We start from the raw sequence: 26,003 nt of genomic DNA, 5'->3' as shown, positions 1-26,003 counted from the left end.
TTTTGTCTTCGATTTTTTATCTTCGAGAAACAACACTTCAGTCATCGTACAACTTGCCGATAACGAGGCGACGGGGTACTGCCGAAACAACGCCCCTTATCCAGGCCACTACAAGAAAAAGGCGTTCGTTATGGTGCTTCGTCAGTTAAATATCGCTCCTCGGGCAGCCTTGGGGTTTGCCCTGATTGCCGTATTGGTCGCTTTGCTCGGGATTTTTGCCCTGGGGCAGATGTCGAGCATTCGTGACAGTGAGGTGGCGGTGGAGAAACAATGGCTGCCGAGCATTCGCGGCGGTGACGAGATCCGCGAAATCATGCTGCGCATCCGCACTATTTCCCTGCGCATGGCACTGGATCAGGATCCGAAGAACATATCTGTCTACCGTGGCCAGATGGACACCCGCGACAAAGAGTTGAGCCAGAAGATTGCGGCTTATGATCAGTTGGTCAACACCGCCGAAGGCAAGGCCTTGTATGACCAGTTCAAAACCACCTTCGCGGCTTATCGCTCCGGTATTGCTCAATCGTTCTCCCTGGCCGAACAGGGTCGCCGTGACGAACTGACCAAACTGCTGCTGATCGATATGAAAACCGTGGTCGATGGTTCGGGCAAACAGCTCACTGACCTGGCGGATCTGTTCGCCAAACAAGTCGCCGCGGAGAGCCAGAAATCTGCAGCGCATTACGAAACATCGCGGATGATCGTCAGCCTGTTTATCGCATTGGCGGCATTGGCCACCGTCGGCCTGGCCATGCTGCTGACCCGCAGCATCGTCAAACCGTTGAACGAAGCGCTGAATGCCGCAGAAAACGTGGCACGAGGCGACCTGACGCGCCCCATCGAAACCCATGGCAACGATGAAGTGAGTCGCTTGCTCAAGGCGTTGGCGACCATGCAGCGCAACCTGCGTGAAACCTTGCAAGGTATCAGCGGCTCGGCCGCGCAATTGGCGACAGCGGCTGACGAGTTGAATGCGGTCACCCTCGACAGCACGCAGAACCTGCAACAGCAGAACAACGAGATCGAACAAGCGGCCACCGCTGTCACTGAAATGACCACCGCGGTGGAGGAGGTCGCGCGCAACGCGGTGTCGACCTCCGACGCCACGCGCCAATCCAGTGAGTCCGCACACGCCGGCCAGGAGCGGGTCAGCGAAACAGTCACGGCCATCGGCGCCCTGGCCAGCGATGTGCAGATCACGGGCGGATTGGTGCAGTCCCTGGCTAACCAGTCTCAGGAGATCGGCAAGGTGCTGGATGTGATTCGTGCGATTGCCGAGCAAACCAACTTGCTGGCCCTCAATGCTGCCATTGAAGCGGCGCGCGCCGGGGAAAGCGGTCGCGGTTTCGCGGTGGTTGCCGACGAAGTTCGCGCCTTGGCTTATCGCACGCAGCAATCGACTCAGGAAATCGAGCAAATGGTTCAGGGCATGCGCAACGGCTCAACTCAGGCGCTGGATTCCATGCAGGCCAGCTCAACCCGTGCGGCCAGCACATTGGCTCTGGCCGAGCGAGCGGGCGAAGCGTTGCAGACCATCACCGCGTCGGTGCATCAGATCCATGAACGCAATCTGGTGATCGCCAGCGCTGCCGAAGAACAGGCGCAGGTGGCGCGGGAAGTGGATCGCAATTTGGTGAATATTCGTGATCTGTCGGTGCGATCTGCCGCCGGGGCGGATCAGACCAGCGCGTCCAGCCATGAGCTGTCACAACTGGCCAATGCCTTGCAGGGCATGGTGCGGCGCTTCCAGCTTTAAATTTCCAAGACGCAAAAAAGCCGCGCTTCTCGACGGAAAAGCGCGGCGTGGTTCTCGGTAACTTAGGCGCCGTCTTGGTCTTTCAAGTGCTCGAACAGGCCTTTTGGCATTTTCTTGCCGTTGGCTTCGAAGTTGGCTTTCACGTTGTTGTAAGCCTCTTGTTCGTCGATGAAGCCGTCATGGTTGGTGTCGATCTTGTCGAAATTGGACTTGGGCGCGACTTTCTGGAATTCGGCACGGGATACCTTGCCGTCGCCATCGGTGTCGGTTTTTGCCATCGACGCATCGCCACACTTGCCTTCGCCACATTTGCCTTCAGGGGTCTTCACCACCTGTTCAGCCGAGGCCAGCAGGTAGCCCTGAGTCAGAGGTTGCGAGGCGAACACAGCGCCGGACAACATCATGCCACCGGCCAAAACAGCGCCGAGCAAACCGATAGTGTTTTTGGTGGTACGGGACATTTCAATACTCCTGGGTTGCACGACACAACCGTTCGATAAAGGACGCCACGTAAGTGCGGCGATAACCGTAGCTGGCGGGGAGCCTTGCTCGGGTGTGGCCATTTAGCGGGCGTGGTGTATCGCTACTGTGTCGCGCAAGGGGGGAGTTTGTAAGCGAAGGGGATGAAACGGCAGGGGAGATACAGTGAGACACAGATCTACAGGTTGATGCAGAACAAATGTGGGAGCGGGCTTGCTCGCGAAGGGGTCATAACATTCAACATCTCTATTGACTGTCACACCGCCTTCGCGAGCAAGCCCGCTCCCACACTAGACCGAGTTAGTGAAGTTTGAGTCGCGGCTCAGTCCCGCGCCCGATCTTGCTGCCCAACATCAGCATCGCCGTGCGAAACGCGCCATACAGCGCCATCTGGTGCATGCGATACAGCGACACGTAAAACATCCGCGCCAGCCAGCCTTCAAGCATCACGCTGCCGGTGAGGTTGCCCATCAAGTTACCCACAGCCGAAAAACGCGACAGCGAGATCAGCGAGCCGTAGTCGGTGTACTTGTATGCAGGCAGAGGCTTGCCTTCGATCCGCAGTTTCAGCGATTTGGCCAGCAACGAAGCTTGCTGATGCGCAGCCTGGGCGCGCGGCGGCACATTGCGATCGGTGCCCGGTTGCGGGCAGGCCGCGCAGTCACCGAAGGCGAAGATGTTCTCGTCGCGGGTGGTTTGCAGGGTCGGCAGCACTTGCAGCTGATTGATCCGGTTGGTCTCCAGGCCGTCGATGTCCTTGAGGAAGCCCGGTGCACGAATCCCGGCGGCCCAGACTTTCAGGCTGGCGTTGATGACTTTGCCATCGACGGTAATCAGGCTGTCGGCCGTCACTTCACTGACGGCGGCATTGGTCATGACGTTGACCCCGAGTTTCTCCAGGGTTTTATGCACCGGCCCGCCGATACGCTCCGGCAGGGCGGGCAGCACCCGTGGCCCGGCTTCGATCAGCGTGATGTGCATGTTTTCCGGTTTGATCCGGTCAAGACCATAGGCGGCCAACTCATGCGCGGCGTTGTGCAGTTCGGCAGCCAGTTCGACCCCGGTGGCACCGGCGCCGACGATGGCGACGCTGATCTGCTCGACCTTGTCGGTCTGCCCGGCATGGGCGCGCAGGTAGTGGTTGAGCAATTGCTGGTGGAAGCGCTCGGCCTGTTTGCGGGTGTCGAGGAACAGGCAGTGTTGCGCCGCGCCCTGAGTCCCGAAATCGTTGGTGGTGCTGCCGACCGAGATCACCAGCGAGTCGTAACCCACTTCGCGCGCCGGGACCAGTTCCACGCCGGCTTCGTCGTAGGTGGCGGCCAGCTGGATTTTCTTCTGTGCGCGATCAAGCCCGCTCATGCGCCCCAGCTGGAACTCGAAGTGGTTCCATTTCGCCTGGGCAACATAGTTGAGTTCGTCTTCGGAAGAGTTCAGGGAACCTGCCGCCACTTCGTGCAACAGCGGTTTCCAGATGTGAGTCAGGTTCGCGTCGACCAGCATCACACTGGCCGTGCCGCGCTTGCCCAGAGTCTTACCCAGACGGGTAGCCAACTCCAGACCGCCGGCGCCGCCGCCAACGATGACAATACGATGAGTCATGGGGATATCTCGCAAGGCTAAAAGAAATCGGTGCAATTACCCGAGCGAGCGCGATGCAGCTCATAGCGTCAGGTAACTGATAAGTCGGCTCAACAGGCCCAAACCAATGGTCACTGCCAACACCACCACCAGGAGCATCCACGGCCGGAAAGGCCGGCGCTCGACTTGGTGCTGGGACAGTTGCAGGTACTCTTCGACATGCTTTTGGTCGTCGGGGTTCAGGCGGCTGGTCATATTGGGCCTCGTCAGGGGTAGACGTTGCTGAATGTGTAGAAGCTACAGGCTGATTTAACGAACGTTGAACGGAGCATAGCCGCTGGCAGGAATGGGCTCGACGCTCACCGTATCGTCCAGGCGAATGATTCCACTTTGTAACACTCGGGCAGTGATTCCGCCATGTCCGCGAACGGCCTGAAAGGTCCCGGGACCGAGGTTGTTCTCGAGGCGGGCACAGGGTTGGCACCAACCGGTGGTTTCGAAAATCGCCTGGCCGATCCTGAAGCGCCGACCCTTGAGACTGAAGAGATTGATGCCGCTGACGACGATGTTGCGCCGCAGATCATGGGGCAACACCGGTTGATCCGCCGGGCGGCCCATCAGCGAACTGATCACTGCCAGATGCTCCCACTGAATCAGCGTCACCTGCCGCGCATTGCGTACGCCGGGACGCGCGTGATCACCGGTTAAACCGGCTTCAAGCCGCGCCTCCACGGCATCGAGTTCGATCATCTGAGAACGTGATAGCGGCCGCACGCCGATCCAGCGAACGCGACCCGTTTGCGGCACTTCGGCAATCAGTTCCTGCAATGGGCTCACAGGCTGATCCCGACGTCGAAAACAATGCTGCGACCCAGGTTGCTGCGCAGGAAATCCGGCGCATCCGGGTGCGCGAACAGCACGCGGGCGAAGGTCGGACCGACCAGCGACAACGAGCGCCAGCCCTGGCGCAAGTATTCGGTCGGCGGCGGGAAATGGCTGTTGAGGTCCAGCACTTCGCGCTTGAGGCTGGCGAAGGCGATGATGTCCAGTTCGCCCAGGTCCATGCCACGCTCTTTGTAGTTATGGGCTTTTTTGCGCAAGGTCGGTGCCAGTCTCAGCAAGAATTCATTGGCCGGAATGCGCCGGGGCTTGGCCTCGCGGCGCACCAGCGAACTCAGGGAAAACGCGCTGCGCCGGCGTTGCAGCTCATCGCGCCATTCGTCGTTGAGGCGTCGGCCTTCATCGAGCACGAAAAACACTTCGAAACTGGCGTCACGAAACAGCACGTCCGGCGGCTCCCCGGCCGGGGCGAATTCGTCGGCGCGATAGGGAATGTTCAGGCCTTGCAGCAGGCGCTGACAGACCCAACGCTCACGCTCCCATTTGCGGGCATTGGACAGGAACGCGTTGGCTTGCTCGGCCGCAATGGTCAGCAGGCGTAAATAATCTGAGTCATCCATAAGCCCAAGCTTAGCGTTCAAATGCGATCGCAAAGAAGACAGTTTATCGGAGAGGGTCAGATCTGCCGGATCTACGGTGCGTCATGCCCGCAACAATCCACATCCCGCGCCCGGTTCAGGGCCTTGCACAAAACGGATAGCGATCTGCGCAAAGCGGATATTGCCACGTGCCTGGCGCCTCTACCCTCGGCTGTACGGACGTTAGCCGCGTTACCGACGCTCTTAAAAAAACAACAACAAGAGATAAATGCCATGCGCAAGATCGACGTACATGAGGTTATCGACAACGCACGATTCAACCGCTTTCACTGGATGGTGCTGTTCTGGTGTGCCCTGATCATCATCTTCGACGGTTACGATTTGGTGATCTACGGCGTGGTGCTGCCGATGCTGATGAAAGAGTGGGGGCTCAGTCCCCTGCAAGCGGGCGCACTGGGCAGTTATGCGCTGTTCGGGATGATGTTCGGCGCGCTGTTCTTCGGCCCGCTGTCCGACAAGATCGGACGCAAAAAAGCCATCACGATCTGCGTGATGCTGTTCAGCGGTTTTACCGTGCTCAATGGTATTGCCCGCAACCCCACCGAGTTTGGCCTCTGCCGATTCATTGCCGGGCTTGGCATTGGCGGGGTGATGCCCAACGTCGTGGCGCTGATGAACGAGTACGCGCCGAAGAAAATCCGCAGCACGCTGGTGGCGATCATGTTCAGCGGCTATTCGGTGGGCGGCATGCTCTCGGCGGGGCTCGGTATCGTGCTGATCCCGAGTTTTGGCTGGCAAGCGGTGTTTTACGTGGCGGTGCTGCCGTTGCTGTTGTTGCCGTTGATCATGTACTTCCTGCCCGAGTCGGTGGGTTTCATGCTGCGTCAGGGACGCAATGAAGAGGCGCGCAACGTTCTGGAACGGATTGATCCGGCTTACGTCGCGCAAACCAGCGATCTGCTGCACATGAGCGAAGTGAAGGGCACCGGCACCCCGGTGTTGCAACTGTTTCGCGAAGGTCGTGCGCTGCGCACGCTGATGTTGTGGCTGGCGTTTTTCTGCTGCTTGCTGATGGTCTACGCCTTGAGTTCCTGGCTGCCGAAACTGATGGCCAACGCGGGTTATAGCCTGGGCTCGAGTCTGTCGTTCCTGCTGGTGCTCAACTTCGGCGCCATTTTCGGCGCGGTCGGCGGCGGCGTGTTGGGTGACAAACTCAACCTGCCGCGGGTGTTGGCGGTGTTCTTCGCCGTGGCGGCGGTGTCGATCACCTTGCTGGGTTTCAACAGCCCGATGCCGCTGTTGTACCTGCTGATCGCCATCGCCGGCGCCACCACCATCGGCTCGCAGATTCTGTTGTACGCCTGCGCCGCGCAGTTCTACTCGATGACCATTCGCTCCACCGGTTTGGGCTGGGCGTCGGGCATCGGGCGCAATGGTGCCATTGTCGGACCGCTGCTGGGCGGTGCGTTACTCGGGATCAGCCTGCCGCTGCAACTGAACTTCATGGCCTTTGCCTTGCCCGGTGCGGTGGCCGCGATTGCCATGACCGTGTTCGCCGTCAGCAGTCGGCGCAGTGCTAAACACGCGCTGTCGGGCCTGCGCCACGGTTCGCTCGACGGGTCTGTTGGCGACGTTTCATGAGAGCGTTATTCCGGGACTTTTCCCTGTCTGCGGCAGTCGCCGGATTTATCGCCACGGTGATTTCCTACGCAGGCCCGTTGGTGATCATCTTTCAGGCCGCCGAGACAGCGCACCTCTCGCGGGAGGTGCTGGCTTCCTGGGTCTGGGCGATTTCCATCGGCAGCGCCGTACTCGGCATCGGTCTGAGCCTGCGTTACCGCGTCCCGGTGATCATCGCGTGGTCGGCGCCGGGTTCGGCGTTGCTGGTGGCGCTGTTGCCGGGAATCTCCATGCCGGAGGCGGTGGGTGCTTACCTGGTCAGCAGCCTGATTATCTTTCTGGTCGGGGTCTCGGGGGCGTTTGACCGGATCATCGGCAAACTGCCCGCTGCGATTGCGGCAGCGATGCTGGCGGGGATTCTGTTCAGCTTTGGCACCGGGTTGTTCGTCTCGTTGCAGGGCAAGCCGTTGCTGGTGCTGGCGATGTTCGCCACGTACCTGATCTGCAAACGGCTGATTCCGCGTTATGCGGTGTTGATGGTGCTGCTGGTGGGCTGCTCGATGGCGTTTTTCGCCGGTGATTTGCACAGCGAAGCGTTGGTGATCGGGTTGGCCACGCCGGTGTGGATCACGCCCGCGTTCAGCCTGAGCGCGACCCTGAATATCGCCTTGCCGCTGGTGATGGTGGCGCTGACCGGTCAGTTCGTTCCCGGCATGGCGGTGCTGCGCGCCAGCGGTTACGCAACGCCGGCCGGCCCGATCATCGCCAGCAGTGCGGTGGGCACCGCGCTGTTGGCGCCGTTTGGTTGCCATGGGCTGAATCTGGCGGCCATCACCGCGGCGATTTGTACCGGGCGCGAGGCCCATGAAGATCCCGGCAAACGCTATGTGGCCGGGGTTGTGGGCGGGCTGTGTTACCTGGTGTTGGGAATCTTCGGCGCCACCCTGGTTTCACTGTTTTCCGCGTTCCCCAAAGAACTGATCGCCGCCTTGGCCGGGCTGGCGCTGTTCGCCGCGATTGCCGGGGCGTTGGCCGGCGCAATGGCCGTGCCGAGTGATCGCGAAGCCGCGTTGGTGACCTTTCTGACCACCGCGTCGGGCATGTCGTTGTTGGGTTTGTCCGCGGCTTTTTGGGGGCTGATTTTCGGCATGGTCACCCACGTGTTGTTAAACGCCCGTCGTCCTGTTCCCCGCCGCGAATCCGCTGCGGTTGAAGCACTTCAACCTGTCGATCAATAAAAATAAGAGAAAAAACGATGAAACAGATTCTTCCAACAACCGGTTCAGTGTTGTCCATGGCGGTCGTCTCGAGTTTCTCCGCCGGTGCAATGGCGGCCGAGAGTGGCTTCATCGAAGACACCACTGCGACCTTGCAAGCACGCAATTACTATTTCAGCCGGGACTTTTCCGACATCGTCGGGGCCAACCAACAGTCGAAGGCTGAAGAGTGGGCGCAGGGCTTCATCCTCAACGTCAAATCCGGTTACACCCAAGGCCCCGTCGGTTTTGGTGTGGATGTCATTGGCCTGCTCGGCCTCAAACTCGACAGCAGCCCGGACCGGGTCAATACCGGTTTGCTGCCGGTGCAGGATGACGGGCGCGCGGCGAATGAGTACAGCCGACTGGAAGGCGCGTTGAAGGTGCGTTTCTCCAAAACCGAACTGAAGGTGGGTGAACTGCAACCGAACTTGCCAGTGCTGGCCTTCAGCGATATCCGTTTGCTGCCGCCCAGCTATCAAGGTGCGAGCATCAGCTCGAACGAGATCAATGGCCTGACGTTGCAAGGTGGTCACTTGAACTCGACCAGCCTGCGTAATGAGGCGGGTGACGAAAAGATGCAAGCCATGCTCGGTCATATACCGCAGCGTCAGGTCAGCAGTGATGGCTTCAACTTTGTCGGCGCCGATTACGCCTTCAACGATAAACGCAGTTCGGTCAGCGCCTGGTTCGGGCAACTGGAAGATATCTACAACCAGCGTTTTCTCGGCCTCAAGCACAACGAGCCACTCGGTAACTGGATCCTGGGCGCCAACCTTGGATATTACGATTCGCGCGAAGACGGCAAGAAGCTGCTGGGCAACATCGACAACCAGGCGTTCTTCTCCTTGCTGTCGGCCAAGCGTGGCGGCCACACGTTCTATGTCGGTTATCAGGGCATGTTCGGCGACAGCGCCTTCCCGCGAGTGTTTGCCAACATCAGCCCACTGGGTAACGAGGTGCCGACCTACGAGTTCGCCTTCACCGATGAGCGCTCCTGGCAGGCGCGTTACGACTACGATTTCGCCGCCCTCGGCGTGCCGGGGCTGACCAGCACCGTGCGCTACATCACCGGCAACAATGTCGATACCGGCAAAGGGTTCGAGGGCAAGGACCGCGAGCGTGATCTCGATCTCGGCTATGTGCTGCAGAGCGGCAGCCTCAAAGGCCTCGGGATTCGTGTGCGCAACGCGATGGCCCGTTCCAACTACCGCAGTGACATCGACGAAAACCGCTTGATCCTCAGCTACACATGGACGCTGCTATGACCCCTGAAAAAGAACAGCTATCGCACAAAAACGGCTTGCAGGTCACGCTGGAGCAATTGACCGAGTCCGTGCTGCAAACCGAGGAAGACATGCGCTTTGCCAATCAACTGGCGCGCACGGCAGGTGAACGGGTGAAGGCGAGTGCGTTGAGCATGCAGTCTTCGGCCAGTGTGCTGGAAGATCTGAACCTCTATATGCAGCGTCTGGATCAAGTGTTCGACGAGCTCGGCAGTCAGTCGATGCGCATCGGCGCGATTGTCGGCAGCATCCAGGCCATTTCCCGTCAGACCAACCTGTTGGCGTTGAATGCAGCCATTGAGGCGGCGAGGGCGGGCAGCCATGGCCGAGGGTTTGCGGTGGTGGCCGATGAGGTGCGCAATCTCTCGCGTCAGGCAGCGGACTCCAGTGCGCAGATCCGGCAAATCGCTACGGGGCTGGAACAGTCCGCTGAACAGGCACGCCAAGGTCTTCAGCAGTTGTCCGGCTCTACACGTCTGGGACTGGAAAAGGCCGGAGTGGCCTTGCACTCAATGGGCGAACTGCAAAGCGGTGCGGTGGCCAGGGTCGAGGTGGTCGAACGCATCATGGCGCGCCTGGCCGGCTTGCATGATCTGGCCTTGCAGGCGAAACGAATGATCGTGTGAGTCATGCAACGCCAGTGATTACAGGTTGCTCGTGCAATCACCCATGACCTCGTACGTCACGCGATGGGTCTGGCCTTGATGATCGACATACTCCATGGTCGCCGGCACAACCCCGCAGGCGGTCGCGGTGTTCGACACGGAAACCACTTCGGCGATGTCCAGCGGCTGTGCCGGGTTGTACGAGGTCGCGGCAGGTTCGTTGCCGGCGGCCATGGCCGAGGTGGCGACAACGGTCAGAAACAGGCTGATCAGGGTTTTCATTTTTCCGTGCTCCGTGTTGATTCCGATACCTGAATTCTAGTCTTCGCCCGCCACCGATAAAGGGGCCAGCGCCTGATGCAGCCTTACATGAAACGTAACAGTCACCGCCCGTGGAGGGCTTATGGATCTGCTCAATAATTTGCGGGTGTTCGTCCGCGTGGTGGATTGCGCAAGTTTTACCGCCGCCGCCGATGCGCTGGACCTGTCGACCGCGCAAGTGTCGCGACTGGTGGCCGATCTGGAGCAGCATGTGCAAGCGCGTTTGCTACAACGCACCACGCGGCGATTGAGCCTGACCGAGGCCGGTGAACGCTTTTTGGTGCGCAGTCGGCAAATACTCGAAGAAATGGAGGTGGCAACGGCGGAGGCCCGCGGCGCCCATCTCAAACCGAGTGGACGGCTGCGGGTGCACAGCATGAATGGCCTGGGTGTGCTGATCACGCCGTTGATCGCCCGTTACAGCGAGCTTTACCCCGATGTGGTGTTCGAGCTGACGCTGTCGCAGCGCAATCCCGATCCGCTGGAGGAAGGGCACGATGTGGTGATTTCGATTGCCCATGAACTGGCCGATTCGCAATTGGTCGCCCATGCGATCGGGCAGATTTACAGCGTGCCCTGCGCCTCCCCGGAGTACCTGCAACGGCATGGCGTGCCGCACACACCGATGGCGCTGAAGGATCATCGGTGCCTGCGCATGCTCGACCCGTTGTACAGCGATGAATGGGTGTTCCGGGACGAAGAGGGCGAGCATGCCGTCAGCCCGGCCAGGACCTTTCAGTGCAACGTCGCCGAGTCGATGGTCAAGGCGTCGGAGGCCGGCATGGGGATCAGCCTGATTCCGTTCTACACCGCGACGCGCTCCTTGAGCGATGGCACCTTGTTGCGCTTGCTGCCGGCCTGGCGCCCTCGTGAACGCAACGTCTATGCGTTGTACCCGTCGCGGCGTTTTCTCGATGCCAAGGTCAGGACCTGGGTGGACTTTCTCAAGGCCGAATTGCCCAAGCTGTTCGCTGAACACGAGGCGGTGATGAACGATCCACGGCATTGGGCCTGAAGTCGAAGGGCGTACGAGGGGCGGTGTAGACTGAGGGCCTGTTCTCTTTCGGCAAGACAAGGGAGTGTGCCCAGCCATGATCGGCGCCGAGTTACTGTCACCTGAAACCCTCACGGCGGGGTGGTTGATCTATGTGCCGGTGCTGATCTGGGCCGTTGCGCGAGCACCGTGGGTCGAACTGTTCAGTGACAGTCGCCGCCAGCATCTGTTGTTTGGCACGGTGTTCGCGCTGTTCATGCTCTGGCTGGTGAGACAAGACTTCGACACCGGCGTGTCCTACCACTTTATCGGCATGACCGCCGTGACCCTGTTGCTCGACTGGCCGCTGGCGATTGTCGGCGGGTTGGTCGCCCAAACGGGACTCGTGCTGCTGGGGCGGCAAGATCTGGCGGCGATGGGGGTCAACGGCGCGCTGCTGATTCTGCTGCCGGTGCTGGTCACCGAGTGCTGCGCGATCCTGGTGGAGCGAGCGCAACCGCGTAATCCCTTTGTGTATATCTTCGTGTCCGGTTTTTTTGCAGCGGCGCTGTCGGCGTTGCTGTGCCTGCTGCTGGCGCTGTGGTTGCTGTGGTTCGACGAACGTTTCGCCATGCCGTATTGGCTGGAAGATTTTGTCGGTTATCTGTGGCTGCTGATTTTCCCGGAAGCGTTCATCAACGGCATGGTGGTCAGCGCGCTGGTGGTGTTTTGCCCCGAGTGGCTGGAGACGTTCAATCGCACGCGCTACCTTTCGGCCCCCTGGAAAGACGACGATCCCAAATCTTGATCCACATCAAAGGCAAAAAACGCTCACGAATTCATGCTCTGGAAAACCTTCAGGAGCATCGAAATGAGTGTCTACGAATGGGCAAGGCAGGAGTTGCGTCAAAGTCTGGATGGGGCGCAGGAAGTGGGGTTTGATCCGGGGTTGAGCCTGCGCGCCTTGCTCAGTGCAGTGGTGCAACAGAGCAAGGCAGTGCGCAGTGCCGAAGACCTGGCCGATGAGTTGCGTTTTCTCGCGGAAAACCTCGATGACAGCCAGGACTACGGTTTTATGCGGCCTTGAAGATCAGTGACGCGGCTCGAAGTCTTCGCTGAACAGCTCGTCTTCGGCATCCGGGCTGACCGGAATCTTGTGTTCTTCCGAGGCCCATGCCCCGAGGTCGATCAATTTGCAGCGATCCGAGCAGAACGGCCGGTTGACGTTGCTGGCGACCCATTCGACAGGGGCGCCACAGGTTGGGCAATTGACGGTTGGGGTCTGGCTCATGACTGGCCTCCACGCAAAGTAAGGTAAAAGTGATGCAGGCGTTCGACCTCGCTGTGCAGCCAGGCGAGGTCGCGGTCATTGACCACCACATCGTTGGCGTGGCTCACGCGGTCCTGTCGGCTGGACTGGGCCTTGAGGATCGCCTGGACCTGTTGCTCGCTGGTCTGGTCACGCTGCAGGGTGCGTTCGATCTGCAGTTGTTCCGGGGCATCGATCACCAGAACCCGTTGGGTCATGGCGTACTGCCCGGACTCGATCAGCAGCGGCGAAACCAGAATCGCGTAAGGCGATTGTGCCTTGGCCAAGTGATCGGCGATTTCCCTGGCGATCAGCGGATGCAGCAACGCTTCGAGCCAGCGGCGTTCCTCTGGCACTTCGAAGATCAGTTTGCGCAACGCCGCGCGATCCAGTTGCCCGTCGGCTTGCAATACGCCGGGACCGAAGTGTTCGGCGATCCTGGCCAGCGCCGGGCGACCCGGTTCTACCACCCAGCGCGCCGCGTGATCGGCGTCCACTACGTGCACACCCAGGTCGATGAAGTGCTGGGCAGCCGCGCTTTTGCCGCTACCGATGCCGCCGGTCAGGCCGAGAATCCAGGGTTTTTCCACAGGGGTATTCATTTCAAACCGACAAACTGCCAATAGAAGTCGGTTATTTGACCACCCCAGAGCAAGGCAATCCAGCCGGCAATTGCCAGAAAGGGTCCGAAGGGGATCGGCGTGGAGGTTTTCGCGTTGCGCAAACGCAGCAAAATCACGCCGACAACGGCGCCCACCATCGACGATAACAGGAGGGTCAGTGGCAAGATCTGCCAGCCACCCCAGGCGCCGAACATCGCTAACAACTTGAAATCACCGTGGCCCATGCCGTTCTTGCCGGTGATCAGCTTGAACAGCCAGAACACTGACCACAACGCCATATACCCGGCCACCGCGCCCCACAACGCTTCATGCAAGGACACGAAAAGTCCGAAGCTGTTGACGATCAGCCCCAGCCAAATCAGCGGCAGCACCAGCACATCCGGCAGCAGTTGATGTTCGGCGTCGATCAGGCTCATGGTCAGCAGCCCCCAGCTCAGGAGCAGCGCCATGCAGGCCTGCCAGCCGAAACCGAAATGCCAGACAATGAACGCCGAGAGCAGACCGCAGGCCAGTTCGGTCAGCGGGTAGCGTTTGCTGATGGCTGCCGTGCAGTTCGAGCATCGACCCCGTAAAAACAGATAACTGAGCACCGGAATATTTTCCCAGGCGCGGATTCGATGGCCGCACTGTGGGCACTGGGAATGGGGCAGCATCAGGTTGAAGGTCGGCAGCGGTGTTTCGCTCGGCAAGCCCAACACTTCACGAGCCTCCTCACGCCATTCGCGCTCAAGCATTTTTGGCAGGCGCCAGACCACCACGTTGAGAAAGCTGCCAATCAGCAGGCCCACCAACATGGCTGCGATCACGAAGGTCAACGGGGGGAGGGTCAGAATGTCGTTCAAGGGCATGTCAGATCGCTGAGCCGAGTTGGAAGATGGGCAGGTACATCGCAACCACCAGGCCACCGACGATAACACCCAGCACCACCATGATGAACGGCTCCATCAGGCTGGTGAGGTTATCGACCATGTTGTCCACTTCGTCCTCATAGAAGCTCGCGACCTTGTCGAGCATATCGTCCAGTGCGCCGGACTCTTCGCCAATCGCGGTCATCTGGATCGCCATGTTCGGAAAAATGCCGGAGGCGCGCATGGAAAAATTCAGCTGCATGCCCGTGGATACGTCCTGCTTGATGCGCAGCACCGCGCGCTTGAACACGATGTTGCCGGTAGCGCCGGCCACCGAATCCAGGGCTTCCACCAGTGGCACACCTGCCGCAAATGTCGTCGACAGCGTGCGGGCGTAACGGGCCACGGCGGACTTGTACATCAGCGTGCCAATCAGCGGCAGTTTCAGCAGCCAGGCGTCCATTCGGTCCCGAAAGCCTTGCGATGTTTTAAACGCGTGGCGCACACCGAAGATGGTCGCGATCAGCACGCCGAGCATCGCCCACCACCAATTCTGCATGAACTCCGACAGGCCGATGACCATCACCGTGAAGGCTGGCAATTCGGCGCCAAACCCTTTGAACACCGATTCGAACTGCGGCACCACTTTGACCAGCAGAATCCCGGTCACAATGATCGCGACGAACACCACTGCCAGTGGGTAGGTCATGGCTTTCTTGATCTTGGCCTTGAGGCTTTCGCTCTTTTCCTTATAGGTCGCCACTCTCTCCAGCAGGGTATCGAGGGCACCGGCCTGCTCGCCGGCATCGACCAGGTTGCAGTAGAGCTCATCGAAATACTGAGGTTTTTTGCGCAGGGAAGCGGCGAAGCTGTTACCCGCCGCGACTTCCTGTTTCACCTCGTCAATCAGTGTGCGCATCGCCGGGTTATCGAAGCCTTCACCGATGATGTCGAAAGACTGCAGCAGCGGTACGCCAGCCTTCATCATGGTCGCCATTTGCCGGGTGAACAGGGCGATGTCCTGAGCCTTGATGCGCTTGCCCATGTTGAAAATCGAGGTGGACTTCTTGCGTACCTTGCCGGGGTTGATGCCCTGCTTGCGCAACTGGGCCTTGATCAACGCCGGGTTCTGACCGCTCAACTCGCCCGTTATTTTGGTGCCTTTGCGGTCTGTACCCTCCCAGGTGTAGACGCTGATTTTTACTGCTTTGACCGCCATATTCAGTCCTTGGTGACCCGGTTGATTTCTTCAAGGCTGGTGATGCCTTGCATGGCCTTGAGCAGGCCCGACGTACGCAGGTCATTGAAACCGTCCTTACGCATCTGGATGTCGATTTCCAGTGAGTTCCCTTCGGCCATGATCAGCCGTTGCAGGTCCGGGGTATTCTTCACCACTTCATAAATTCCGACTCGGCCTTTGTAACCGTTGTTGCAGTGATCGCAACCGACCGGTTCATAGATCGTGAATGAGCCGATCCGTTCCTCCGGGAAGCCTTCCTTGAGCAGTGCCTCCCGGGGAATCTCGATGGGTTTCTTGCAATGGCTGCATAGCTTGCGCGCCAGGCGCTGGGCGATGATCAGGCTGACCGAGGTAGCAATGTTGAACCCCTGGATGCCCATGTTGTGCAGGCGAGTCAGGGTTTCGGCGGCGCTGTTGGTGTGCAGGGTCGACAGCACCAGGTGCCCGGTCTGGGCTGCCTTGATGGCTATTTCTGCAGTTTCGAGGTCACGGATCTCGCCAACCATGATTACGTCCGGGTCCTGGCGCAGGAACGAGCGCAACGCCTGGGCAAAGCCCAGTCCCTGCTTGGGATTGACGTTGACCTGGTTGATGCCTTCCATATTGATCTCCACCGGGTCTTCGGCGGTGGAGATGTTGATGTCCACGGTGTTGAGGATATTCAGACCGGTGTAGAGCGACACGGTCTTGCCCGACCCGGTGGGGCCTGTCACCAGAATCATCCCCTGTGGCTGCTTGAGGGCGGCCATGTACAGGTCTTTCTGGTCCTGCTCGTAGCCGAGGGCATCGATGCCCATTTGTGCGCTGGACGGGTCGAGGATCCGGATCACCACTTTCTCGCCCCACAGGGTCGGCAGGGTGTTGACCCGGAAGTCGATGGACTTGCTCTTGGACAGGCGCATCTTGATCCGCCCATCCTGTGGTTTGCGTCGCTCGGAGATGTCGAGGCTGGCCATGACTTTCAGCCGCGAGGCTATGCGGTTGGCCAGTTGAATCGGCGGCTTGGCAACTTCACGCAGCATGCCGTCGGTGCGCATCCGCACGCGGTAGGTTTTTTCGTAGGGCTCGAAATGCAGGTCGGAAGAGCCACTCTTGATCGCGTCGAGCAACATCTTGTGGACGAAGCGCACCACGGGTGCGTCCTCGGCGTCTTGTCCGCCAATGGAGTCCTGTTTGTTGTCATCGATCGATTCGATGTCCACACCATCAAGGTCGACATCGGCCATGTCTTCCAGGCCGGTGCTATGGCTGTCGAAGAATTTTTCGATGGCATCGGTAAGTTTGTCGTCTTCAACCAGAATGGCTTCGGTAGTGAGCCCGGTGCTGAACTGGATGTCATTGATGGCCTGGTGATTGGTCGGGTCGGAAACGCCCACGAACAGTTTGTTGCCGCGTCGCCAGAGAGGCAGGGCGTGGTGCTGGCGAATCAGTTTCTCGCTGACCAGACCCTTGGGTTGGGTTTCCTTGTCCAGGCAGTTGAGGTCGAGCAAGGCCATGCCGAAGTGTTCCGAGGCGATCTCGGCGACCTGGCGGCTTTTTACCAGCCTGTTCTGCACCAAATAGCTGACCAGCGGGGTTTTATCACGTTGGGCTTGCTGATACGCCTGTTGCGCGCTTTTGTCAGTGAGCAGTTCGGCCAGGACCAATTGCTTGGCCAGACCGCTAAGGGCGATGTCATTCATGGGGATCCCGGACGCAGACAGTTCATGACTTATAGCCTAGTCAAGCGGAGGAACCAAACCAGCGGCGTTCAGGTGACAAAAAGTGTCAGATAGTGCGGATTCTGGGGGTAGGAAACGGCTTTGTGTTGGTCCCGTGTCTCTATAACAGGCGGGCGAAGGGCATGGCATGGACTGTGCTGTGGCTAGCTCAGATCATGAGATTTCGACTCATGCATGGAGCTTGTCTATGAATACTCAAAAAGGTTTTACGCTTATCGAGCTGTTGATCGTGGTGGCGATCATCGGGATCCTGGCGACGTTTGCCATTCCGGCTTACTCGAAGTATCAGGCGCGGGCGAAGATGACGGCGGGTGCAGCCGAAATTTCGGCGCTCAAAGTGGGTTATGAGGACGCGGTCAACTCGGGTACTGCGGCCCCGGCTGTAGCCACTTTTGCTCCAAATGCCGCCAATTCGCAGAACTGCACGATCACCGCCGTTACTGGTACTACTCCAGGCATTCTTTGCACAGTGAAAAGCCCTCCAGCGGTTATTGCTGGTGCGACTGTGACACTGACTCGAGACGCAGCTAATGGTTGGTCATGCGCCACCAGCGTCGGTGCCGATTTCGCACCAGCAGGTTGCACACACCCGTAATTGGTAACGCGGTTAAAGCGGTTTGAAGTGCCTCTGTCGACAGACAGGGGCATTTTTTTAAGTGCGTATCAGGCTCAAGTACAAAAAACCCGATAATTCATGGCCTTAGGCCCATGCCCAAAACCCGCAACTTGCATGTAGAAAAAATCAAAGTCATGCAATTTGCATGATTCCGAAAATTAACCGTTTTCATAACTTATTGATTTATATAGATTTATTGACTGTCTCAAACTTGGCACAGCGTTCGCACTATCTCCAGTAACCCTGCTGACAAGACACGCAGCAGACTTTATGAAAAACAGGAGTTACTCGTATGAAGAAGTTCGCTATCGCTGCCGCTACTGCTACCGCGCTGACCCTGACCATGGCCAACGCTGCATTTGCACAGACCACCCAAACCACCCAGGCTCCGATGACTCTGGCGGCCGGTGAAGTCACCAAAGCCAAAGAAGCTACTTCCGATACCTGGATCACCACTAAAGTCAAAGCCGACCTGGTGACCGAAAAAGGCATTCCTGGTACCGACATCAAAGTCGAAACCAACAAAGGCGTAGTGTCTCTGTCGTCCACCGTTGCGGTAACTGACGCTCAGAAAGCCACCGCCGTGGCGATCGCCAAGAAAATCAAAGGCGTCCAGGCGGTCTCCGCTGACGGCCTGAAATCCGAGTAAGACAAGGCTTCTCGCCTGGACTGGGAGAAGGCGCGACAGACGGGCCGAGCAATACGTCTGCCGCCTCAGGAGAGTTCATGCGAAGGCCATAAGGATGTGGCCATTACAGGCCCCGGCATTCGTGTCGGGGCCTGTTCTATTTGGGGCAACGCAAAGCAAATGTGAGGTCAGTTGCCGCGCTTGCTGGTGATCTGCTTCAAACGATTACCTTCAAAACGCAGGTACTGATACATCCCGCCGTTGGGCCCGTAGGTCCATTCCTCGACTTGAAACTCTTCCCGTCGGTTAGCGCTGCGCTTGTAGCCCAAAAAATCACGGCTGACCGGTTCACCGCATTTCTGCAGCACTTCACTGGACCTGTCTCCGACACTGACCAATTGACTGCCGCAGCGCAGGGTATCGGCTGCCGAGGCCTGACTGGCGGCCATCGCCAGAGCCAGGCTTATCATCCATTTCGCGCCCATCATTCAGCGTCCAGATGCAGCGGCGTAACCACCCGACCGTCACTTTCCGCTTCACCGAGGTTAGCGTCGATGAAGTACACGCGGTCATCGGCCAACTGACCCTTGTCGACCAGATAGTCCTTGATGCTGCTGGCGCGTTCCTGACCCAACTGACGCAACAGCACGTCGCTGGAACTCCAGAATTTGATCACGTCGGCGCGCATTTTGGCGGTGCGTTCTTCCTTGCCCAGATCCTTCCACTCGGCGGGCGGCTGCGTCTTCAGGCGCGTGCGGTAGATCCCTTCCAGCAGCGGACCTTTCTCGTTATCCGGTACTTCCAGCAATGACGCCTGGGCCGGCACCTTGTCACCGCGACGCTGGAGCATTTTGTAGTAGTTGTATTGGTATTCACGTTCCAGACGCTGCTCGGCGATCAGCGGGCCATCGCTGCTGGCAGCCGCCGTGCCTTCGATTTCCAGGCGCAGGGCCGGACGTTCCTTGAGGGCCTGGGACAGTTTGACCAGTGAACCCTCGGCCTCCTTGCTCAGTTCGCTTGAGCCCGGGGCAAACGACACAGTGCCCAAATCTTCCGAACCACTCCCACTGACCAGTCCGCCAATCATTTTGAATGGCGCCGCGGCGGCTTTGACGATGAGGTTGCGCAGGGTTTGCCAAATGATAGGCATGACGCTGAACTGCGGATTGTTCAGGTCGCCGGTCACCGGCAGTTCAATGGAAATCTTGCCGTCGACGTCCTTGAGCAACGCGATCGCCAGTTTCAGCGGCAGGCTCACAGCGTCCGGACTGTCGACTTTCTCACCCAGTTGCAGTTGCTCGACCACCACTTTGTTATCGGCCTTGAGCTGGCCCTTGGTGATCAGGTAATGCAGGTCAAGATTGAGCCGGCCCTTGCGGATGCGGTAGCCGGCGAACTTGCCGGAGTAGGGCGTCAGCGTGGTCAGTTCAACACGTTTGAAACTGGTGGCGATGTCGAGGCTGGCCATCGGGTCGAACGGGTTGACTGAACCCTTGATGGTGACCGGTGCATAGCGGTCGACTTTGCCTTTGATATCGACGCTGGCCGGTTTCGCCTGACGGCTGTCGATGGTGCCGATCTGTCCGTTGAGCTGTTGCACGGCAGTGGCGAAGTTCGGGGTCAGGCTGAAGTCGGCGAAGTTGGCCGAGCCGTCGTTGATGGCGATGCCGCCAATGTGGATGCCCAGCGGTTTTTCCGTGCTGGCAGGTTTGGCTGCAGCCGTTTTGGCGCCTGAGTCGGGCGGTTGCGGAATCAGCAGATCATCGATGTTGGTGGTGCGGTCATCGTTGATCATGAAGCGCGCATAAGGCTGGAACAGGTTGACCTTGTCGATCGACAGGCTGTCGCCGTGCTGATAATTCAGGCCTTCGAGCACCAACTGCTGCCACTTGAGGAAGTCGCGGGTTTTGAGGGTGTCGAGGGTATGCAGTTGATCGACCTGAGCACGGCCAGTGACGCTGAATGCCAGCGGCTCGGTGCTTTTCAGATCGACCGCCAGATCACTGCCGAGCATGCCGCTGCGCAGTTCCAGGCGAATGAACGGGTTGATATAGGACTGTGCGACGCGCAGGTCGATGTCCTTGGTTTGTACTTTTAACCTGGCGCTGACCGGGGCGAGATTGACGATACCGTCTGCCGTGAGCTTGCCTTGCTTGCCCACGCCCGTATCGAGCTTGAGGTTAAAAGGCGAGCCATTGAGGCTATCGAAATTCTGCAGGTCCAGGTTCAGCGGGCCGACGTCCAGCGCCACAGTGGGTACTGCCTTGCGGTCAGCCAGATGCACCTGGTAATCGCGCAGTTGCACGTCTTTTAGCAGCACCTGCCATGGCTTGCTCGGTGGCGCCGGGTCCGGTTTCGGTGAATCGGCGGCGGCCGGGGTGCTGGCCGGTTCGGCCTTGGCTTTGACGGCTGCTTTGGACGGTTGGCTGGCGAACAGTTTCTGCCAGTCGAGTTGCCCATCGGCTTCGAGGGCGGCCCAGGTTTCCAGTTTCTTACTGCGGATCTTGCCGACGACCACTTGCTGCTTGGCCAGGTCGACGGTGGTTTCGCTGATGTCCAGACGCTCGAGTTTCGCCAGCGGTCGACCGTCAGGTGCTTTGATCGCGAACGGCGCGATGCTGACGGCGACGTTGCTCAACAGCAGTTCGGTTTCCTTGGCCAGGTTGAGTTTGTAGTCGGTGCTGAGGCTCATGACGCCGTTTTCGAGCACCAGTGGCAGCGCGTCACGCACATAGGGCCAAAAGGATTTCATCTTGCCGTTGGTGATCTTCAGCTTACCTTCGGAGGCGATCGGGATCAGGCTGAAATTGCCGGTCCAGTCGATCTGTCCACCTGCCGGGCCGATGGCCACCAAGGTCATGTCGGCACTGTCTTCAGGCAGGGTGCTGAGGTTTTTCAGTTCGAAGTCGAGTTTGTCGTAGAGGAATTCGATGGGTTCGCTGGGGCGTTGGTCCTGGAAGTGCACGACACCGCCGGCCAGTTTGATCCGCTCGATGCGCAACGGGAACGGTTTAGCGTTCGGGTCGGCCGGGGTCGGCTCACTGGCGGGGAGTTTGAACAGGCCAATCAGATTGAGCTTACCGTCCTTGCCAAAGAGGATTTCGGTCTTGGGTTTGTCGATTTCGATATCGGACAGGTGCAGCGCCTTGGTCCAGAGGCTGTCGATCTGCAGGTTGGCGTACAGGCGTTCGAAGCCGACCTGCTCCTTGCCCGGATCGCCGATGATCAGTCCCCACAGAGTGACTTCAAGGCTGAACGGATTGAGTTCGATCCGCTGAATCGTGGCAGGCGTCGTTGCGTAATTGGCCAATTGTTGATTGGCCACCCGCAACGCGATACCCGGCAAAATCAGAAACCCCAGCAGGCTGTAGAGGGCTAGAGCGGTCAACAGAGCGCCAATAGCGCGAATCAATCCTTTGGGCATGTGCGGCTTCATCTGTCTGAATCGGAGTGCGTTGGAGTATGGCACGCGTTTCCGGTTCCGAAGTGATCATGCTTTATAGGATTTATCTGATTTTTCGCACGAATTTCAGAGCTGCAGAATCAGGGTTTTTAGCGGCGGCTGCTCATCCATTGACGGAAAATCGCCGCCCGGTTTCATCACCGTCCACTCGCGCACCGGCCGGCCGGCTTTCTCCGCACAACGCAAAACCTGCTCGCGCCAGTCGTCCATGCTGACTTTTGCCAGGTTGTTGCAGCAGATCAGCACGCCATTGTCGGCGGTGGTCAGCAGTGCCGGCTTCAACAGGCTCTGATAGTCGCGCAGCAAGTCGACGGTGCCAAAAGCGCTCTTGGCCCAGGCCGGCGGGTCCAGCAGCACCAGGTCGTACTGACGCTGTTCCAGACGCTGATAGCTCGGCAGTTTCTGCCCACGGCGCTGGCTGATCGGCAGGCCGGCCAATTGGCGAATGGCCGGGAAGTAGTCGGACTGGATGAAGTCCATGGTCGGCAGTTGGGGATTGAGCAGGCCGTTCTCACGGCCGACGGCCAGGTTGCCCTCAGCGAAATCGAGGTTGCAGACTTCGCTCGCGCCACCGGCCGCCGCACTCAGGCCGACGCCACAGGTGTAGGCGAACAGGTTCAGCACACTTTTGTTTTTGCTGTGTTGCTTGACCCAGCCGCGCGTGTTGCGCAGGTCGAGGAACAGCAGCGGATCCTGGCCGGCGTGGCGACCGCGAACCCGGTAATTCAAGCCCCATTCGTGCCCGATCAAGTCTTGCAGGGCGGCCTCGTCGGCGCGGTAGACGGTGTCTTCACGGTCGATGCGTGAGTTGCCACGGGAGCGATCGTTGTAGACCAGCAGCGTTTCGAGGCCCAGGTGCTGATTGATGGTGTCGTGCAGTTGCAGCAGCGCATCCCGTTCCAGCGACTGGTGAAAGCTTTGCACCAGCAACTGCGGGCCGTAGCGGTCGATCGTCAGGCCGCCGGCGCCTTCCTGGCTGCCGTGGAACAGGCGATAGCAATCGGTGCCTTGCTGATGCAGCTCGGCCAGCAGGTCTTGGCGACGATCGAGGGCGGCGCGCAGCGCCTGATTCAAGGAAGACATGCTGGGCGCCTTGCAGGAGGGAATTTGGCGCGGGAGTTTAACAGCTTGAGCGATGAAGAACCTGTAGGAGCGAGGCTTGCCCGCGAAGAACGATAACGCGGTGCATCAGCCAGATCGCGTGACCTTCTTCGCGGGCAAGCCTCGCTCCTACAGTCCCATCCGTCGTTTGGCCCGGTGCACCGAACCATTACGCACCGCCCAACGCAGCATCGGCACGCTGCGATTGACGCTGGCGCGGATCAGTTTGCGTTGCAGCGGGCTCTGGCTGACGCCCAGCATGTCACTGGCCCAGTCCGGCAGCAGGTCGATCCCGGCTTGCATCATCAAGCTGCCAAAAGGTTTGGCTAAACGACTGGGGGACGGGGCGTTCAACAACAGCCGTAACACCTCTCGACTGCGCTCATCGCACAGCAGTTGTGGGCGAACTCGTTCAAGGTAATCAGCAATTTCCTTCCGTGAACGCGGCACGTCACGGGCGCCGAGCCGTTCGGCAACCAGCGCGATTTCCGCGTAGTAACGGTCCTGGTCCGCGAGGGACAGGTTCGGATTGCGGTAACGCAAATGGGCCGCGAGGAAGTTGCTGACCTCGGCCACGTGCACCCAGGTCAACAGATCGGGATCGCTGGCGGCGTAGGGCCGGCCATCCGGTGCTGTGCCGGTCACTTGCAGGTGGATGGTGCGCACTTTCTCGATCAGCCAGTCGGCGTCCTTTCGCGAACCGAAGGTGGTGCCGGAAATGAACTGCCCGGTGCGGCGCAGTCGGCCGATCATGTCCTCGCGAAAATTCGAATGGTCCCAAACCCCGGCCAGGGCCAGTGGATGCAGAGCTTGCAGCATCAGCGCACTGATGCCACCGATCAGCATGCTGCTGAAGTCGCCATGCACTTGCCAGCTCACCGAATCGGGGCCGAACAGGCCGGGATCACCCTTGGGGTTTTCCAGGTCGAGTTTGCCCAGAGAAAGACCGGTCAGGCTCATGATCTGGGTTTCGATGCGGGTTCGAATGAATTCCATGGCGACTCAGTGGCGGAAAAGGAGGCGCGGCCATTAACGGCCGCGCAGGCTTTTGAAACAAGTGATTATTGGTTCAGGCGTTTATCGACCAATTCCTGGACCACGCTCGGATCGGCCAGGGTCGAGGTGTCGCCCAGGCTGTCCAGTTCGTTGCAGGCGATCTTGCGCAGAATGCGCCGCATGATCTTGCCCGAACGGGTTTTCGGCAAGGCCGGCGCCCACTGGATCAGGTCCGGTTTGGCGAAGCTGCCGATTTCCTCGCTGACGTGAGCCAGCAGTGCTTTCTTCAGCTCGTCACTGGGCTCGGTGCCGTTCATGGGGGTGACGAAGGCGTAGATGCCCTGACCCTTGACGTCGTGCGGGTAACCGACCACCGCCGCTTCGGCGATGCTGTCGTGCAGCACCAATGCGCTTTCCACTTCTGCGGTGCCGATGCGGTGCCCGGAGACGTTGATCACGTCGTCGATGCGTCCGGTAATCCAATAGTCACCGTCTTCATCGCGCCGGGCGCCGTCGCCGGTGAAGTAGTAACCTGGGTAGGGCTTGAAGTAGGTATCGACCATTCGTTGCGGGTCGCCGTAGACGCTGCGGATCTGCGCCGGCCAGCTGGATTTGATCGCCAGTACGCCGCTGCCGGCGCCTTTGATTTCCTTGCCCACTTCATCGAGCAGCACCGGCTGCACGCCGAACATCGGTTGCGTGGCGCAGCCGGGTTTGATCCGTTGAGCGCTGACCAGAGGGCTGAGCATGATGCCGCCGGTTTCGGTCTGCCACCAGGTATCGACGATCGGACAACGCTGTTCGCCGACGGCATTGAAGTACCACTCCCACGCTTCCGGGTTGATCGGCTCACCGACACTGCCGAGTAATCTGAGGCTCGCGCGGGAAGTTTCCTTCAACGGTTCGGGGCCTTCACGCATCAGGGAGCGCAGGGCGGTCGGGGCGGTATAGAAAATGTTCACATGGTGCTTGTCGATCACCTGCCAGAAGCGCGCGCTGCTCGGGTAGCTCGGCACGCCTTCAAAGATCAGCGTGGTCGCGCCGTTGGCCAAAGGACCGTAGACGATATAGCTGTGGCCGGTGACCCAGCCGACATCGGCGGTGCACCAGAAGACTTCGTCGTCGCGGTAGTCGAGCACGTACTTGAAGGTCATCGCCGCTTGCAGCAGGTAGCCGCCGGTGGTGTGCAGCACGCCTTTGGGTTTGCCGGTGCTGCCGGAGGTGTAGAGGATAAACAGCGGGTCTTCGGCGTCCATCGGTTCAGGCGGGCAATCGTCACTGACGTCGCGCAGCGCCTGGTGATACCAGATGTCCCGGCCCTCGACCCAGTCCACGTCGCCCTGAGTGCGCTCGACCACGATGACGGTGCTGACGTTTGGGCAACTGAGTAGCGCCTTGTCGACCTTCTGCTTGAGCGGCACGACTTTACCGCCGCGCACGCCTTCATCGGCGGTGATCACGGTGCGGCAGTCGGCATCGAGAATCCGGTCACGCACCGAGTCCGGGGAGAAACCACCGAACACCACCGAATGCACTGCACCAATGCGCGTGCAGGCGAGCATGGCGTAGGCGGCTTCGGGGATCATCGGCATGTAGATGCACACGCGGTCGCCTTTCTTAACGCCACGGCTTTTGAGCACGTTGGCCAGGCGACAGACGTTGTGATGAAGTTTTTTGTAGCTGATCTGCGCGGATTCGGCAGGGTCGTCGCCTTCCCAGATGATCGCGATTTGATCGCCGCGCTTTTCCAGGTGACGGTCGATGCAGTTGTAACTGACATTCAACTTTGCGCCGGCGAACCAGCTCGCTTCACCGGTTTTCAGGTTATAGCGCTGGACGGTATCCCACGGCTTGCTCCAGTCGAGAAAGCGTGTGGCCTGTTCGGCCCAGAATTCAGTGGGGTGTTCGATGGACTGGCGGTACAGGCGCTTGTAGTCGTCTTGACTTAATTGTGCAGCCCGGCGGACGGCATCGGCTTGGGGGAACGTGCTGATATCGAACATGACGGTTCCTTATTCTTGTTTTGCGACAAGTAATAAAGATGCGCCGAGTAGCGAAAGGGTTCAAGCCGAACACTGAACCAGAGGGTGTCCACTAAACAACTGTAGGAGTGAGCCTGCTCGCGATCGCGGTGGATCAGTCAA

At 59.3% G+C, this 26,003-nt stretch carries 26 protein-coding genes; 10 read left to right on the top strand and 16 right to left on the bottom strand.

Going from position 1 to position 26,003, the window contains the following annotated elements; translation table 11 throughout:
• Positions 1-130 precede the first annotated feature (130 nt).
• Positions 131-1,756 carry a methyl-accepting chemotaxis protein gene (locus tag QF010_RS28620; RefSeq protein WP_429534425.1) on the top strand — a complete coding sequence of 542 codons (1,626 nt, stop codon included), beginning with the start codon at positions 131-133 and terminating at the stop codon, positions 1,754-1,756.
• A 62-nt stretch (positions 1,757-1,818) separates the two neighbouring features.
• On the opposite strand, the gene QF010_RS28615 is transcribed toward QF010_RS28620, so the two are convergent.
• The 5 genes from QF010_RS28615 to QF010_RS28595 form a co-directional block, all read right to left on the bottom strand.
• Entirely contained in the window at positions 1,819-2,217 is a 399-nt protein-coding gene (locus tag QF010_RS28615; protein WP_033054319.1) for an HvfA family oxazolone/thioamide-modified RiPP metallophore, read from the bottom strand.
• 319 nt (positions 2,218-2,536) lie between these two features.
• Positions 2,537-3,835: an NAD(P)/FAD-dependent oxidoreductase gene (locus tag QF010_RS28610; RefSeq protein WP_033054320.1), complete on the bottom strand. Its 1,299-nt coding sequence runs from the start codon at positions 3,833-3,835 to the stop codon at positions 2,537-2,539.
• Positions 3,836-3,895: 60 nt separating this feature from the next.
• Positions 3,896-4,069 (bottom strand): DUF3094 domain-containing protein, encoded by a 174-nt coding sequence (locus QF010_RS28605; RefSeq protein ID WP_008154890.1) that lies wholly within the window; start codon positions 4,067-4,069, stop codon positions 3,896-3,898.
• 54 nt (positions 4,070-4,123) lie between these two features.
• Entirely contained in the window at positions 4,124-4,651 is a 528-nt protein-coding gene (locus QF010_RS28600; protein WP_429534424.1) for an MOSC domain-containing protein, read from the bottom strand.
• Positions 4,648-5,274, bottom strand: coding sequence for a DUF1780 domain-containing protein (locus QF010_RS28595; RefSeq protein WP_008154887.1), 627 nt, complete (start codon positions 5,272-5,274; stop codon positions 4,648-4,650). The genes QF010_RS28600 and QF010_RS28595 overlap by 4 nt, the downstream gene beginning before the upstream one ends.
• Before the next feature lie 252 nt (positions 5,275-5,526).
• On the opposite strand from QF010_RS28595, the gene QF010_RS28590 reads away from it, so the two are divergent.
• The 4 genes from QF010_RS28590 to QF010_RS28575 are packed head-to-tail and all read left to right on the top strand — an operon-like array spanning position 5,527 to position 10,041.
• On the top strand, positions 5,527-6,894 hold the full coding sequence (locus QF010_RS28590) for an aromatic acid/H+ symport family MFS transporter (RefSeq protein WP_429534423.1): 1,368 nt from the start codon (positions 5,527-5,529) through the stop codon (positions 6,892-6,894).
• Positions 6,891-8,111 (top strand): benzoate/H(+) symporter BenE family transporter, encoded by a 1,221-nt coding sequence (locus tag QF010_RS28585; RefSeq protein WP_429534422.1) that lies wholly within the window; start codon positions 6,891-6,893, stop codon positions 8,109-8,111. Before QF010_RS28590 ends, QF010_RS28585 begins: the two co-directional genes overlap by 4 nt.
• Positions 8,112-8,128: 17 nt before the next feature.
• Positions 8,129-9,397, top strand: coding sequence for an OprD family porin (locus tag QF010_RS28580; RefSeq protein WP_429534421.1), 1,269 nt, complete (start codon positions 8,129-8,131; stop codon positions 9,395-9,397).
• Positions 9,382-10,041: a methyl-accepting chemotaxis protein gene (locus QF010_RS28575; protein WP_429534420.1), complete on the top strand. Its 660-nt coding sequence runs from the start codon at positions 9,382-9,384 to the stop codon at positions 10,039-10,041. Before QF010_RS28580 ends, QF010_RS28575 begins: the two co-directional genes overlap by 16 nt.
• An 18-nt stretch (positions 10,042-10,059) precedes the next feature.
• On the opposite strand, the gene QF010_RS28570 is transcribed toward QF010_RS28575, so the two are convergent.
• The gene (locus QF010_RS28570) at positions 10,060-10,302 is read right to left on the bottom strand and encodes a DUF2790 domain-containing protein (RefSeq protein ID WP_033054329.1); all 243 of its coding nucleotides are present in this window, start codon (positions 10,300-10,302) and stop codon (positions 10,060-10,062) included.
• Positions 10,303-10,423: 121 nt separating this feature from the next.
• Between QF010_RS28570 and QF010_RS28565 the strand changes: the two genes are divergently transcribed.
• The 3 genes from QF010_RS28565 to QF010_RS28555 all read left to right on the top strand — a co-directional run bounded on the left by QF010_RS28565 (position 10,424) and on the right by QF010_RS28555 (position 12,401).
• Positions 10,424-11,356 carry a LysR family transcriptional regulator gene (locus tag QF010_RS28565; RefSeq protein ID WP_429534419.1) on the top strand — a complete coding sequence of 311 codons (933 nt, stop codon included), beginning with the start codon at positions 10,424-10,426 and terminating at the stop codon, positions 11,354-11,356.
• Positions 11,357-11,432: 76 nt separating this feature from the next.
• Positions 11,433-12,122 carry an energy-coupling factor ABC transporter permease gene (locus tag QF010_RS28560; RefSeq protein WP_429511885.1) on the top strand — a complete coding sequence of 230 codons (690 nt, stop codon included), beginning with the start codon at positions 11,433-11,435 and terminating at the stop codon, positions 12,120-12,122.
• A gap of 63 nt (positions 12,123-12,185) precedes the next feature.
• Positions 12,186-12,401 carry a hypothetical protein gene (locus tag QF010_RS28555; protein ID WP_033054332.1) on the top strand — a complete coding sequence of 72 codons (216 nt, stop codon included), beginning with the start codon at positions 12,186-12,188 and terminating at the stop codon, positions 12,399-12,401.
• Between the two features lie 3 nt (positions 12,402-12,404).
• On the opposite strand, the gene yacG is transcribed toward QF010_RS28555, so the two are convergent.
• From yacG to pilB, 5 genes are read right to left on the bottom strand one after another with little or no spacing between them, the layout of a single operon-like run.
• Entirely contained in the window at positions 12,405-12,605 is a 201-nt protein-coding gene (gene yacG / locus QF010_RS28550; RefSeq protein ID WP_429534418.1) for a DNA gyrase inhibitor YacG, read from the bottom strand.
• Positions 12,602-13,225, bottom strand: a complete 624-nt coding sequence (coaE, locus tag QF010_RS28545) for a dephospho-CoA kinase (RefSeq protein WP_429534417.1) — start codon at positions 13,223-13,225, stop codon at positions 12,602-12,604. The genes yacG and coaE overlap by 4 nt, the downstream gene beginning before the upstream one ends.
• Entirely contained in the window at positions 13,222-14,094 is an 873-nt protein-coding gene (locus tag QF010_RS28540) for a prepilin peptidase (RefSeq protein ID WP_429534416.1), read from the bottom strand. Before QF010_RS28540 ends, coaE begins: the two co-directional genes overlap by 4 nt.
• A gap of 1 nt (position 14,095) precedes the next feature.
• A complete protein-coding gene (locus tag QF010_RS28535) occupies positions 14,096-15,313 on the bottom strand; it encodes a type II secretion system F family protein (protein ID WP_033054338.1) in 1,218 nt (405 codons plus the stop codon).
• Positions 15,314-15,315: 2 nt separating this feature from the next.
• On the bottom strand, positions 15,316-17,016 hold the full coding sequence (gene pilB, locus QF010_RS28530; protein WP_033054339.1) for a type IV-A pilus assembly ATPase PilB: 1,701 nt from the start codon (positions 17,014-17,016) through the stop codon (positions 15,316-15,318).
• Between the two features lie 226 nt (positions 17,017-17,242).
• On the opposite strand from pilB, the gene QF010_RS28525 reads away from it, so the two are divergent.
• Both QF010_RS28525 and QF010_RS28520 read left to right on the top strand, forming a co-directional pair.
• Positions 17,243-17,650: a pilin gene (locus tag QF010_RS28525; protein WP_033054340.1), complete on the top strand. Its 408-nt coding sequence runs from the start codon at positions 17,243-17,245 to the stop codon at positions 17,648-17,650.
• 313 nt (positions 17,651-17,963) lie between these two features.
• Entirely contained in the window at positions 17,964-18,320 is a 357-nt protein-coding gene (locus tag QF010_RS28520; RefSeq protein ID WP_008153317.1) for a BON domain-containing protein, read from the top strand.
• 167 nt (positions 18,321-18,487) lie between these two features.
• Here QF010_RS28520 and QF010_RS28515 read toward each other — a convergent pair whose 3' ends face one another.
• The 5 genes from QF010_RS28515 to acs all read right to left on the bottom strand — a co-directional run bounded on the left by QF010_RS28515 (position 18,488) and on the right by acs (position 25,862).
• Entirely contained in the window at positions 18,488-18,784 is a 297-nt protein-coding gene (locus tag QF010_RS28515) for a DUF2845 domain-containing protein (protein ID WP_033054342.1), read from the bottom strand.
• Positions 18,784-21,723, bottom strand: a complete 2,940-nt coding sequence (locus QF010_RS28510) for a DUF748 domain-containing protein (protein WP_429534415.1) — start codon at positions 21,721-21,723, stop codon at positions 18,784-18,786. The genes QF010_RS28515 and QF010_RS28510 overlap by 1 nt, the downstream gene beginning before the upstream one ends.
• A gap of 105 nt (positions 21,724-21,828) precedes the next feature.
• On the bottom strand, positions 21,829-22,845 hold the full coding sequence (locus QF010_RS28505; protein WP_008153314.1) for a class I SAM-dependent rRNA methyltransferase: 1,017 nt from the start codon (positions 22,843-22,845) through the stop codon (positions 21,829-21,831).
• Between the two features lie 147 nt (positions 22,846-22,992).
• Entirely contained in the window at positions 22,993-23,859 is an 867-nt protein-coding gene (locus QF010_RS28500; protein WP_429534414.1) for an oxygenase MpaB family protein, read from the bottom strand.
• A gap of 65 nt (positions 23,860-23,924) precedes the next feature.
• The gene (gene acs, locus QF010_RS28495; protein ID WP_429534413.1) at positions 23,925-25,862 is read right to left on the bottom strand and encodes an acetate--CoA ligase; all 1,938 of its coding nucleotides are present in this window, start codon (positions 25,860-25,862) and stop codon (positions 23,925-23,927) included.
• Positions 25,863-26,003 lie beyond the last annotated feature (141 nt).

The organism is Pseudomonas silensiensis (genome assembly GCF_050434865.1).
Taxonomy (GTDB): Bacteria; Pseudomonadota; Gammaproteobacteria; order Pseudomonadales; family Pseudomonadaceae; genus Aquipseudomonas; species Aquipseudomonas fluorescens_W.
This window is presented reverse-complemented; position numbering and strand designations above follow the sequence as displayed.